Genomic DNA, 12,582 nt, shown 5'->3' with positions numbered 1-12,582 from the left:
CCGGCTGTGGAGCCTAGGCGAAGATGGAATTCTACTTCATTTCCGTACGTTGCCGGCCGACTAAACGGCGGGGATGATCCGGGCGCGCGAACGAAATTAATCGTTGGCATAATGTGTTCGCAAGAAGGACCGGTGGCGAGTGCGATGCTGAAGGTGGTCGACAAAGAAGATTTGAAAAACGATCTATCAATCTACAAACAGCTCGACCATGAGCTTACGACCAAAGACTGTGGAAACCTTTGGGCCGCAGATTTCGAGATCCGAATGCTCTTTACTCGCCGAACAAAGGGGCTCGCCTCATCTGATGTAACCGCCAGCGCGAACTTGCGCAAAGCACCAACGAAAACAGGCAATCTGATCAAATAGAGTCCCGCTGCCTTCGTTCTGCCAATGCCAAAAGTTCGCTGTTGGCCTCAGCGCACCATCCGAGACCATTTTGATCATTGCTCAGTCTGCTACGGCCGCAGGGCGAGCCGCAGGAGGAATAGGCTGCCGGGTTCGTCCCTAGTTGCGACCCGGCGACGCAGACTGGCTCTACCTCGAAAGCGGCTCAAACAAATCTTTGGACGGCGCAGCGTGCGAGATGGCTTCCTGCACGCGGCGCCTGCTCGGCTTGTTGTCTGAGAGGGGTTTCCTCTGCTGTGCCAAGCTCCTGCTTGATCCGATCATGGTTGGCGATAGCGTCGGCGATTTCGCGGGGCAGAGTGACTCGCGGCCTCTGCGAAAAACAGACCTGGATTCTCCTTGTCCCGGACGGACCGAAAGGTTGATTGATCGATGGTTGAACTGAATTGAAAGGTTACCCGCTGAAAATCACAGCTTAATCGAGATCGGCCGGTGCAATATCCCGGGCACCATGCAGTACCCGGACGATTTCGGCGCCATTCGGGAATGCTTCGTAGAACACCACGTAATTGCCAACCGCGAAGCTGCGGATGCTTCTACCCAGTTCAGGACGTTGGCGGCCAGCCTGCGGATTCTCGGCGAGCATCTGAAACGTGTTGCCGATCCGGTCGATGAGACGATCCGCCGCCGTGATGTTGTCTGATGCGATGAAGAGCCAGATTTCCTCAAGGTCGGTTTCAACCCGAGGACGCCTGGCCAGATTACCCGCCACGCTTGCTGGCTTTCAGCCGTTCACGTCCTCGGGCCTTGACCCGCTCGACCAGTTCGCCGGGCTCGAACGGATCGGCCGGGCCGCTGTCCAGCCCTTCCTGAACGGCAGCGCGCAAGGCCTCAAGCTTCGCCTTGCGACGCTCCTCGCGTTCTTCGATCAGGCGCAGGCCATCACGCATGACCTCACTGGCTGTACTGTAGCGGCCGCTATCGACAAGGTCCTTGATGAAGGTCTCGTAGTGCTTCCCGATGGTGTAGCTGGTTGCCATGCCAGGTTCCTCTTTCCTCATAAAGTAATATTTAATGATATCCCTGGCAAGGGGTACTGATATCCCCGCCGATGGCAAGCTCTTCAAGTGCTGGGGGTCCGGGAAGAGATAGAGAATCTGAGGTGGCGATTGGCCCCGGTTTTCACGCATTCCAATTGAGGGCTCAGAAGGCTCTCGAAATCGCAAGGGATCGCTGCGCAGCTCCTGCTGGACCGCGCGATAGCCGCAGTGGCGGTTGGAGGGAGTGGCTTGGATCTGGATCGATGCGGCAGCAGGTGTACACGCGAGCGAAGGCTAAGGTGCATCAAAGCTCGCCGGGGAAAGTTCCCAACGGCCCGGGGGATGTGGATTGGTAGGTCAAGCAATCCACCAGCGGTTGTCGGCTGAGAAAAGCACTATAACCAGCCGCTCGCGTCCGACGAGTTGCTTGAAATGTCCTAGGACATGTTTGCGGCCTCTTTGGCGCGCTACGTTGGACGAAATGACTTCGTCGTTTTGGTGCGGATGAACCATAAGCGGCCATCGTCATCTGGTGCATCTTCTCGTCTGGTTTGCTTCGATGGTTCGGTATCGTTGGCGCGGCACGCGATTGCGCCCGTTCGGGTCCCAGTCAGAGATACGGATAGCTCTCCCATCGCCTTCGACCGCTTCAAAATTGGGCTGGCAAGAACGTGGGCCGTCACCGGAGAGCTGTCATGAGTGCGGGCGCAATTTCATCCGCCCAGCTAACATTACCCAACATTACTCAGATCTTCCTACCTTTCTCTAGGCAATCTCCCGCTGCATGTCGTGAATGAAGAGGACAGGCGGGCCGCTCGCGAAGCCCAACATCGCCTGCAACTCCCATTGCCGGGATGACCTTCCAGGAGCGCTCTTGTGACAGCAGCCCATCGCATTCCAACGAGTAGTTCACGCATTGCAGCAGTGGACGCGAAGAGGCTGCGCTCGCAATCCCAGGGAATGTGACGCAGCGGCAATGGATACGCTCCTTATCGCGTCATTCGAAATCCTGAGTTTTGGCGCCATCGTGGTGCTGGTTGTGCTCGGTCTCGGGATCATTGCCAGCATGATGGGTATCTTCAACTTTGCCCAGGGCGAGTTCGTGCTGCTCGGCGCCTACTTCACTTATCTCGTGCACAGCGTTGGTTTGCCGGTCCCGTTCGGCATACTCGCCGCGCCCGTCGCGGTCGGCGCGCTTGGGTTCGTACTGGAAAAGCTCGTGGTACGGCGGTTTTATGCCGCTCCAATCGTCGCCATGCTTGGCACCTATGCGCTCGGGCTGATCATTCGCGAATCCGTGCGCGGCCTGACCGGCGGACTCTACCTCTCGGTGCCGGAGCCAATCAGTGGCTCGATCAGCATTGGTAGTCTGCACTTCGCCACGTGGCGCGGCGTCATTGTCACTATCACTTTGCTGGTGATGGCCGCGAGCCATGCACTGCTCGCCTACACCTCGTTCGGGCTGCGGGTCCGCGCTTCGCTGGAGAACCCGTCCCTGGCGCGTGCGGCGGGCATCTCCACTAGCATGATCTACAGTGCCACCTTTGCATTTGGTGCTGCGCTCGCGGGCCTTGCCGGCGCGTTGATCGTGCCGGTGTTTTCCCTGTTCGCCGATCTCGGCATCCGCTTTCTCATCCAAGGGTTTGTTGCCGTGATGGTCGGCGGCGTCGGCTCCTTCGCAGGGCCGGTTGCTGGCGCCAGCCTCATCGGCACGTTCAGCGCCTGGCTGCCTTGGCTGATGTCACCGGTGATCGCCGACGTTCTGGTGTTCGTGCTCGCTATCATTTTCATCAAGCTCAGGCCGCAGGGCCTCATTTCAGGAAGAGGGGTCAACCGATGATCAACACCAATCGACAGCTGAGCCGCCGCCGCTTTCTCGGCAATGTCGCTCTCGCATCCGCGGCTATCGCGGTTGGTCCTGGCAGCTGGGTGATCCGTCCGGACTGGGCAAATGCTTCGGAAGGACCAATTAGGCTCGGCATTGCTACCGATCTTACCGGGTCACTCGGCTTTGCTGGCAATACCGACGCCAACGTGGCTCGCATGCTGGTAAAGGAAATCAATGACTCCGGTGGCCTGTTGGGACGCCCGATCGAGCTCCTGATCGAGGATACTGCCTCCGACGAATCCGTTGCTGTGGGAAATGTCCGTAAGCTCATTCAGCGAGACAAGGTTGACCTGGTGATTGGCGGCATCTCGAGCTCGATGCGCAATGCGATCAAGGATGTCATTATCTCTCGCGGCAAGACGCTCTATATCTACCCGGAGGGTTACGAAGGCAAGGAGTGCACGCCCTACTTGTTTTGCACCGGACCGGTACCAGCTCAAAATTGCGACCAATTCATTCCCTGGTTGATCAAAAATGGTGGCAAGCGCTTCGCGCTGCCTGGCTCCAACTACGTTTGGCCACAGACCATCAACGCCTACGCGCGCAAGGTGATCGAGAGCAGCGGCGGCGAGATTGTCTTTGAAGAATACTACCCGCTCGATCAGATCGACTTTTCTTCGACCGTTAGCCGCATCATATCCAACAAGGTAGACGTGGTTTTCAATGCCATTGTCCCGCCAGGCGTTAGCCCGTTCTTCAAGCAGCTTTATCAAGCAGGCTTCTCCAAAAACGGCGGGCGGCTGGGGTGCGTCTACTACGACGAAAACTTCCTGGAGATGAACCAGGCCCACGAGATTGAAGGACTTGCGAGCAGCCTCGACTATTACAAGGTGCTCGCGGCGGACGATCCAGTGAGCGCCAGGATTCAATCGGCCTACGATAAGCAGTTCCCTGCCAAATTCCGGTTCTCGGCAGGTAGCGCCGCTACAGGCACCTACCGCGGACTGAAACTGTGGGAAGCTGCGGTGAAGGAAGCAGGGACGATTGACCGCGACGCGGTCGCCGCCGCCCTCAACCACGCCAAAATTGCGGAAGGACCGGGCGGACCTGCCGAGATGGCGCCCGGCAAGCGCCACTGCAAGATGAACATGTACATCGGGGTGGCAAAGGGTGGCCAATACGAGATTGTTGCGCGTAGCGCCGGCTTGGTCGATCCGAAGGAGTGCTGATGTCTTCGACCGGCACTGGCATACAGCCCACGCCAAGCGTCCTTGAAGCTGCTCCTTCGCCCGTCAAGGCATCCGCCTTTCTCGGGCGAAGGCTTCCGAGTCTCGAACTGGCATTGCTGATTGCCGCTTTGATCGCACCCCTCTTCCTGCGGGATTACATCACCGTCTATGCGACACGGGTGCTCATTCTGTGCCTCTTCGCGTTGTCGTTCGACCTGGTGTGGGGCTATGCAGGAATCTTGAGCTTGGGTCAGTCGTTGTTCTTCGGGATGGCCGGCTACGCTGTGGCGCTGCTTTCACGCGACTTCGGGGTCGGATCGATTTTTGCCGTTCTTCCCGTCGGAACTCTTGTAGGTTTTGTAGCGGCACTCTTGCTGGCGGGCTTCCTTCTTTTGGGTCGTCACCCCTCCAGTGTGGTCTTCGTTTCGCTGGGCACCATGACCGGAGCTTATGCCGCTGATCGGTTGGCGCGAGGGTCTCAATATCTTGGCGGTCAGAACGGTATTCCTTCGATCCAACCGATGACAATCGGTGCGCACGAGCTGAACGAGGGACCTGGTTTTTACTACTTGGTGCTCGCCATTCTCGTTCTAATCTACCTTCTGTCGCGATTTCTGGTGCGATCGCAGTTTGGGCTCGCCCTGGCGGGATTGCGCGAGAACGAACAGCGTATCGCCTTCTTCGGGTACAAAGCGCAGCATTTGAAGGCGATCATATTTGCAATCAGCGGCGCGATTGCAGGTACGGCGGGCAGCCTCTATGCGTTCCACGAGGGGTTTGTTTGGACCAACATGCTGGGCGTTGTGATGTCGACCCAGGTCGTGCTCTACGTCTTATTCGGCGGCTCCGGGACGTTGATCGGTGCCGTCATCGGCACAGCGATTGTCGAGGGCCTCAGCTTTTGGCTCTCCGACAACTATCGCGATATCTGGCCGATCATCCTGGGCGTTCTGCTGTTACTCGTCATTCTATTCCGTCCTCTCGGCTTGATCAGCCTCGTGCTGGGCGAGCGAGAACGCGTCGGTTATTTCGGCCCGAGCCTCAAGGGGAGGCGCAATGCCGCTTCTTGAAGCCGCCGGCATTTCCAAGGTGTTTGGCAAGCTGACCGCGCTGGACGGCGCGGCGCTCACGGTTGGCGAGGGCGAATTTCATGGCCTGATCGGGCCGAATGGCTCGGGCAAGAGCACGCTGATGAAGTGTCTTGCAGGAGCGCTAATGCCGACGCAAGGCAGGGTGAAGTTCATCAATACGGACGTCACTTCGCTTACACCGCCAGAGCGTGCGCGAGCCGGCATCAGCCTGAAATTCCAGATCACCGCCGTGCTGCCGACCCTCACGCTCTACGACAACATCCTGCTCGCTCTGCAGGCCCGGTCCTCACTCCTGGACCTGGCATTCTCGCGCACTCGAGGACGACTGCACGAGCAGGTCATGACGATGCTCCTACAGTTCCGCCTGGCCGATCGCGCCTTCGATGCTGCGGCGACCCTTTCTCACGGGCAGCAGCAATGGCTGGAGATCGCGATGGCGCTCGCATGCCGACCGCGCCTGCTGCTGCTCGACGAGCCCACCGGCGGCATGAGCCTGGAAGAGCGCCGCGTCACTGGCGAATTGCTGCTGCCGATCAAACAGCATTGCTCGCTTGTCATCGTGGAGCACGACCTGGATTTCATCCGTGACATCTGTGACCGTCTGACCGTGCTCGATCAGGGCAAGGTGCTGGCGTCAGGAACGGTTGCCGAGATCCAGGCCAACAGAAGCGTCCAGGAGATTTATCTGCGCCGTGCCTGAATTCCTCAATATCAAGAATCTCGACGCGGGCTATGGACGCAGCCAGGTTTTGTTCGGCGTCAATATGGCCGTCCCGCCGCGCGGCGGTGTGGCCGTCCTCGGCCGCAACGGCGCCGGAAAGAGCACGCTCATGAAAGCGATCGTGGGCGAACTGGCGGCATGGAAGGGCGGCCTGCAATTCGACGGTCAGGACATCGGTGGCCGCCGGACCGAACAGCGCGTGCGGGCCGGTATTGGATATGTGCCGCAAGAGAATTCAGTGTTCGCGCGCCTGTCCGTGCGCGACAATCTCGCCGTCGGATCGCTTTTGCACCCCGATGGATCGGCTGTCGACCGCGTGATGAGCATGTTTCCAAAACTCGGCCAGCGCCTGGACCAGCCGGCCGGAACGCTCTCCGGTGGTGAACGCAAGATGCTCGCAATCGGTCGAGCGATGCTCGGAAAGCCTAAACTCCTCCTGCTGGATGAGCCGACCGAGGGTGTCTGGATCGGCGTCATCGAGGAGATCTGCGAACGCTTGGTCGAGCTAGCCGGAGAGATCGCCATCATCATCGTCGAGCAACATCTCGATCTGGCAATGCGTGTCGCGGAGCACGCCTATGTGCTGGATCGCGGCCGTGTCGCGCTGTCGGGCCCCTCGCAAGAGCTGCGCAACGACCCGCGCCTGTTGACATATCTAGCGCCCTAGAGGCGTTCCCGGCGGCCATCTCATAGCCAAAGGTGGCGCGTCCGAGCTCCATAGCATGGCTGAACAGAGAGGGAAGATGTCTGAAACCATAGGCGATTTTCTAAATGCATGCCAAGTCGTCGATGTCCATGAACATCACATGCCCGAGGTCGCACATAGCCGGGACGTAAATCTGTTGAAGCTGTTCCAACAGAGCTATGCGGCTTGGACCAGCCAGGTGCTGCCATCCGAGCCCAAGGCAACGAGCGATATGATATCTACCCCGACCGAGCCGACCAGCTGGGAGGCCCTTGCGCCGTTCCTGGAGAGGAGCGGATCGAACGCATTCGTCCGCAACCTTTCTCGCGGAGTCGCCGAGCTTTATGACGTCGCCGACACTGGAATTACTCGGGACAATTGGGAGGCGGTGGATACTAGCGTGCGCTTGCGCCACAAGGAAACGACATGGCCAAGCGAAGTGATTGAGCGCGCTGGTATCGGGAGGATGGTAACGGACCCTTTTCTCGATCCATTGATGGATCCGCGGCCGGTCCTAGGGCAAAGTTACGATGCGGTTCTGCGGATTAACGGATTCGCTCTCGGCTGGCACGCAGAATCCCTCGATCACAATGGAAATTGCGGCCATACGTTGCTGCGGCGCCTCGGCATGGAGGTGAAAACCTTCGACGATTATTGCGATGCAATCCGAGAGCTCGTAGCCGGCTGCTCCCGGCGCAATCACATCGCGCTTAAAAACGCACTCGCCTATGACCGGGATCTAAGCTTTGACGAACCGAACGAGGAACTGGCTCGACAGGCCTGGGGACAACTTTCGCCGTCACCGGCAGCGCGCAAGGCTTTCTGCGACTTTATCGTCGACTTGTTTTGTCAACTTGCAGGCGAGGCCGACCTGCCAGTGCAAACTCACCTCGGAACGGCAATCATAAGGGGCTCCCACCCGCTGCGCATGACCGGGTTGATTGAGCGTCATCCTCGGACGCGCTTTCTGCTGATGCATTTGGCCTATCCTTGGAGCCGTGACTTGTTGGGAATGGCTTTTGTGTATCGAAATGTCTGGCTTGATTTGTGCTGGTCGTTTCTGCTGAGCCCGTCACATTTCAAGCTCGCTCTGCACGAGGCTATTGAAGTCTTGCCGGATGAATCGCGGATGATGATCGGAGGAGACTGCCTTCACGTTGAGGAGACGTTTGCCGCGATAAAGGGCGCACGCCAGCTCATCAGCGAGGTACTGAAGGAAAAGGTCGCGAGCGGTTACTTTGGATTTCGAGACGCAGAGCGCTTGGCGGTCAGGATCCTTGGTGAGAACGCGAGAGATTATTTCAGACTGTCCTGAATGCGACTTCGTTACGCGATTTTACCCAAACATGACCTGAAAAGGCTGCTCGTGGCCTCAAATTGACGGATAGCGTTCCGGCTGCCGTGCCCTCTGAAAGAGCAAGGCACGTCGATCTTACGCCATCAGCCAAGGGGAGGTCAGTTCGATGTCGAATCATCACCGACGGCTTAGTCGCCGCCGCTTTCTCGGAAATTTCGCCTTTGCGTCTGCGGCGATTGCGGCCGGCCCTGGCAGCTGGGTCATCCGTCCTGACTGGGCCAACGCCGCCGAAGGCCCGATCAGGATAGGCATTGCCACCGATCTTACCGGGGCACTCGGCTTTGCTGGGAATACCGACGCCAATGTCGCTCGCATGGTGGTCAGCGAGATCAACGAAGATGGGGGTCTCCTGGGGCGCCCCATCGAGCTCCTGATCGAGGACACCGCGTCCAACGAGTCTGTCGCTGTTGCCAATGTCCGCAAGCTGATTCAGCGAGACAAGGTCGACCTGGTGCTCGGTGGCATTGCGAGCTCCATGCGCAACGCCATAAAGGACATCATCATCTCTCGTGGCAAGACGCTCTACATCTATCCGCAGGCCTACGAGGGCAGGGAATGTACGCCCTATCTGTTCTGCACGGGGCCGGTACCGGCGCAGAATTGCGACCAGTTCATTCCCTGGTTGATCAAGAACGGCGGCAAACGCTTCGCGCTGCCTGGCTCCAACTATATCTGGCCACAGACAATCAATGCCTATGCGCGCAAGGTGATCGAGAGCAGCGGCGGGGAGGTGGCGTTCGAGGAGTACTACCCCCTCGACCGGATCGATTTTTCATCCACAGTGAACCGCATCACCTCCAACAAAGTAGATGTGGTATTCAATAGCGTCATCCCGCCGGGCGTCGGCTCCTTCTTCAAACAGCTTTATGAAGCGGGTTTTTCCAGGAATGGCGGACAGCTTGGCTGCGTCTACTATGACGAGAACACGCTCGAAATGAACCAGGCTCACGAGATCGAGGGTCTCGCCAGCAGTCTCGATTATTACAAGGCGCTTGCGGCGGAAGATCCGGTGAGCGCCAAAATTCAGTCGGCCTACGAAAAGCAGTTTCCTGGCAAGTTCCGGTTCTCAGCAGGCAGCGCCGCGACCGGCACCTATCGAGGACTGAAGCTGTGGGAAGCCGCAGTCAAGGAAGCTGGTACAACTGACCGCGAGGCGGTCGCTGCCGCGCTCGATCACGCAAAGCTTGCGCAAGGGCCTGGCGGCCCGGCGGAGATGGTGCCGGGCAAGCGCCACTGCAGGATGAACATGTATGTTGGCGTTGCAAAGGCCGGCCAATACGAGATCGTCGCCCGTAGCGCTGGCCTGGTCGAGCCGAAGGAGTGTTGATGCTCCATATCGCGCGGGCCAGCTTGGCTGGCGCCGCATGCGAGCAGATCGCGGCAGTCAGTTTCCGCGATAGTTCGGCGTCCTCTTCTCAAAGAAGGCGTTCATCCCTTCCTGCTGGTCAGCTGTGCTGAACGCAAAGCGAATGGCTTGCCGTTCAAACTCGAGTCCGGCGTCCAGCGTGGTCTGAAAGGCGGCGAGAACGGCCGCTTTGGCGAGTTCAGCCGAACGGGGGGGCTTTTGCGCAATCATACCGGCTAGTTCGAGCGCACGAGTCTGCGCCCTGCCACTTTCGACAACTTCCGCCACCAGACCCGCCTGCATCGCCATCCGCGCCGTGATGGATTGCCCGCTCAGGATCATCAGCATGGCCAGCGATTTGCCAGCTACACGCGTCAGCCTTTGCGTCGCGCCGTCCCCCGGCAATATCCCGATGTTAATCTCAGGCTGTCCAAATACCGCCCCTTCGCCTGCTATCACGATATCGGCGAGAAGGGCCAATTCGTGGCCCCCGCCTAAGCAAATGCCCTCGACTGCGGCAATGAGAGGCTTGGGGAAATTGCCGACATCCCGCCAGGCAGAACGTCGCGCGGAATTGTCGATTGCCTCAAAGCCGCGCTCTCGCATCTCCTTGATGTCTGCCCCCGCAGAGAAGAACGAATCGCTGCCACAAAGCACGACACAGCGCACATCTTGGTCGATTGCGGCCTCGCGCAAGGCGGCGCCCAGACCCACAATCATGTCGTTGCTCAAGGCGTTTCGTTTCGATGTTCTATTCAGCGTCAAGAGGCGCACATGGGGCGCCACGGATGTCGACAGGATGAGATCGGACGTCTGGGTCATGCAACGGTTCTCCCGATATGAATATGAGGACCAGCCTTAGACTGAAATCGATTTCGTCGCAACGAGCCGCGTTAGAGGCGTTTTTTGCGAAATAGCTCCAACTTCGCTGGCCCGCCTTGCTCAGTGCACAGCCGACTGTGGCCCGCAACGCTCACCCTGGCCTAAAAAACGGCTTGACTCACGGTTCCGAATTTCTATTGTGGCTGAAATCGATTTCAGACGATGTTAAGACGTCCGATCCTGCGGGAAACCGGAAGTGGTGCAACGGGCTGCGAGGCCGGTCGCATTCTCAGGGGCCCCATTGACGCTGCGACGATCTTGGGGCGCCGCGGTGTCCAACAACAATGTCAGCTTCTTCAGAAGCGCGCGTAGAGCAATAGGAGGAAGGCTAGCCATGGGAATGGCACGGAATGTCGCGCGCATTTTAGGCGCGCCCCCGCACAAGTCGCGCGCGAGGATGGAGGCGTCCTGCGCGCAAAAGGGCGGCGCAGACGGCGGGGGTGAGGCGAGGCGCGCAAATACGTCAAGCCAGGCGTGCTCCCCGCGGGCGTCCCCGCTCCTTGTGCGCCTGCGCTTGGGCGGTCCCGCAGGCTCAAGAACGCCACACTCGTAGACACCACGGCGGCGAGTGCACTTGAGCCGACGAGCGGCTGCTGGTTCGCACGCGCCCCCGCGAAGGCATGAACATCATCAATAGAGCCCGAGAACCCATGAACATCATTGCTCAGCCTAGCGCTTTACCCATCCAGCTTGATAAGCCAACCGCCAACAAGCGGATGACCGCCGGCCTTGGAGGAGGGGTGGCGCTGGAGTGGTACGACTGGAATGTCTACGGCGTCATGGCTGCGTTTCTCTCGCCGCACTTTTTCCCTTCAGATGATCCTACTACCTCGCTGCTAGCGGGACTGGCCGTGTACGGGGCGGGTTTTTGCGCGCGGCCGCTGGGCGCGGCTTTGCTGGGTCCGGTCGCAGATCGTATCAGCCACAAGCGCGTGATGCTGATCTCGGTCACCGCCATGGCGGTTTGCTCGTTTTTGATATCCTTGTTGCCCACCTACAAGGATATCGGCGTCACGGCGGCCGTAGCACTGCTGATCATGCGCCTGATTCAGGGGCTTGCCACAGGCGCTGAGGCTGGTGTTGCCAACGCCATTGCCATTGAATTGGCGCCTCCTGGCAAGGAGGGACACTACCTCGGTCTGATCGGTGGCACATTCATCCAGTTGGGAAATCTTGGATCTAGCCTGGTTGCCTTCCTGGTGAGCGCCTCGGTCGCGCCTGAAGCGATGCGGGAGTGGGCCTGGCGCATACCCTTTGCGGTCGGGGGCGTGCTCGGCCTTCTGATCATCTATCTGCGCACGACGGTGCCGGAAACCTTGATCAATCAAGCCATGCATCGGCATGATGATTCTTCGCGCCTTCAGGAGACGACTGGCGGTGTGTGGAAAACGTTATGGAGTGTCCGCCTATCCTTGCTTGCGGTGATCCTGGTGATCGGGTCCGTGCAGATCGCCAACTATGCCTGGAATACCGGTTTGCCCAACATGGCCAACACGGTCTTCAAGGAAAACAGCACGTATGTGTACGGGATCATGACGTTGATGGTCCTGATCTGGATGTCGACGGCACCTCTCGTCGGTGCTTTCGCGGACAAGGTGCGACCCTCGCGCGCGTTCACGCTGCTGCGCCTTCTGCTCATCCCGTGTTTCTTCCTGACGCTGCTCTATTCTGAAAAAGACATCGTCACGTTCTTCTTTGTCACGGTATTCGGCGGCGCGATCGTGGGCTTCAACATGGCCCTCTATAACTTCATCGCCACCACGCTGATGCCGCGCGCCGTGCGGACCACGGGAGTGGCTCTCGGCTATGCGCTCGGCGTCTCCCTGTTTGGCGGGACGTCACCCTATCTGCTGGTCTGGCTACAACGCGAGCACATCGCCTGGATGTTTCCTGTCTACGGATCGGTGATCGCGCTCCTGAGCGTGCTGGTCTATCAGATCGCCAAGAAGCGCGGCCGCCTCTACATCGGTGAATAAACGCGCTCTGCCCCTGCGCTTCGCCGTGCCCCGAGGGCGGAAAGCGTTCGCGTCGCGCAAAACATATGGGCTCGCGCGTATCG

Annotated in this window: 12 protein-coding genes; 9 read left to right on the top strand and 3 right to left on the bottom strand. The window is 59.0% G+C overall.

Translation table 11 applies throughout. The features are described from left to right. Positions 1–144 precede the first annotated feature (144 nt). Positions 145–366 (top strand): hypothetical protein, encoded by a 222-nt coding sequence (locus tag BM222_RS16350; RefSeq protein ID WP_092229250.1) that lies wholly within the window; start codon positions 145–147, stop codon positions 364–366. A 454-nt stretch (positions 367–820) separates the two neighbouring features. Here BM222_RS16350 and BM222_RS16345 read toward each other — a convergent pair whose 3' ends face one another. Together BM222_RS16345 and BM222_RS16340 are read right to left on the bottom strand one after the other, a co-directional pair. After that, positions 821–1,117 (bottom strand): type II toxin-antitoxin system RelE/ParE family toxin, encoded by a 297-nt coding sequence (locus tag BM222_RS16345; RefSeq protein WP_092229249.1) that lies wholly within the window; start codon positions 1,115–1,117, stop codon positions 821–823. Continuing rightward, positions 1,107–1,385: a type II toxin-antitoxin system ParD family antitoxin gene (locus BM222_RS16340; RefSeq protein WP_092229248.1), complete on the bottom strand. Its 279-nt coding sequence runs from the start codon at positions 1,383–1,385 to the stop codon at positions 1,107–1,109. Before BM222_RS16340 ends, BM222_RS16345 begins: the two co-directional genes overlap by 11 nt. A 976-nt stretch (positions 1,386–2,361) precedes the next feature. Here BM222_RS16340 and BM222_RS16335 point away from each other — a divergent pair. From BM222_RS16335 to BM222_RS16305, 7 genes are all read left to right on the top strand, one after another. Beyond that, a complete protein-coding gene (locus tag BM222_RS16335; protein WP_092229247.1) occupies positions 2,362–3,225 on the top strand; it encodes a branched-chain amino acid ABC transporter permease in 864 nt (287 codons plus the stop codon). Continuing rightward, positions 3,222–4,442 carry a substrate-binding protein gene (locus BM222_RS16330; RefSeq protein WP_092229246.1) on the top strand — a complete coding sequence of 407 codons (1,221 nt, stop codon included), beginning with the start codon at positions 3,222–3,224 and terminating at the stop codon, positions 4,440–4,442. Before BM222_RS16335 ends, BM222_RS16330 begins: the two co-directional genes overlap by 4 nt. After that, on the top strand, positions 4,442–5,512 hold the full coding sequence (locus tag BM222_RS16325; RefSeq protein WP_244547162.1) for a branched-chain amino acid ABC transporter permease: 1,071 nt from the start codon (positions 4,442–4,444) through the stop codon (positions 5,510–5,512). The genes BM222_RS16330 and BM222_RS16325 overlap by 1 nt, the downstream gene beginning before the upstream one ends. Beyond that, positions 5,499–6,233, top strand: coding sequence for an ABC transporter ATP-binding protein (locus BM222_RS16320; RefSeq protein WP_092229245.1), 735 nt, complete (start codon positions 5,499–5,501; stop codon positions 6,231–6,233). Before BM222_RS16325 ends, BM222_RS16320 begins: the two co-directional genes overlap by 14 nt. Further along, positions 6,226–6,921: an ABC transporter ATP-binding protein gene (locus tag BM222_RS16315; RefSeq protein WP_092229244.1), complete on the top strand. Its 696-nt coding sequence runs from the start codon at positions 6,226–6,228 to the stop codon at positions 6,919–6,921. The genes BM222_RS16320 and BM222_RS16315 overlap by 8 nt, the downstream gene beginning before the upstream one ends. Positions 6,922–6,997: 76 nt before the next feature. Continuing rightward, positions 6,998–8,254, top strand: a complete 1,257-nt coding sequence (locus BM222_RS16310) for an amidohydrolase family protein (protein ID WP_177243259.1) — start codon at positions 6,998–7,000, stop codon at positions 8,252–8,254. 148 nt (positions 8,255–8,402) lie between these two features. Next, complete coding sequence (locus BM222_RS16305; RefSeq protein ID WP_092229242.1) at positions 8,403–9,623, top strand: substrate-binding protein; 1,221 nt, start codon at positions 8,403–8,405, stop codon at positions 9,621–9,623. A 57-nt stretch (positions 9,624–9,680) separates the two neighbouring features. On the opposite strand, the gene BM222_RS16300 is transcribed toward BM222_RS16305, so the two are convergent. Continuing rightward, the gene (locus BM222_RS16300; protein WP_092229241.1) at positions 9,681–10,463 is read right to left on the bottom strand and encodes an enoyl-CoA hydratase-related protein; all 783 of its coding nucleotides are present in this window, start codon (positions 10,461–10,463) and stop codon (positions 9,681–9,683) included. Positions 10,464–11,173: 710 nt separating this feature from the next. Here BM222_RS16300 and BM222_RS16295 point away from each other — a divergent pair. Next, on the top strand, positions 11,174–12,499 hold the full coding sequence (locus BM222_RS16295) for an MFS transporter (RefSeq protein WP_177243258.1): 1,326 nt from the start codon (positions 11,174–11,176) through the stop codon (positions 12,497–12,499). Positions 12,500–12,582 lie beyond the last annotated feature (83 nt).

Source organism: Bradyrhizobium sp. Gha (genome assembly GCF_900113735.1).
In the GTDB taxonomy this organism is placed as follows: domain Bacteria; phylum Pseudomonadota; class Alphaproteobacteria; order Rhizobiales; family Xanthobacteraceae; genus Bradyrhizobium.
Note: the sequence above shows the minus strand (reverse complement) of the source record. Positions and strands in the feature narration are given on the sequence as shown.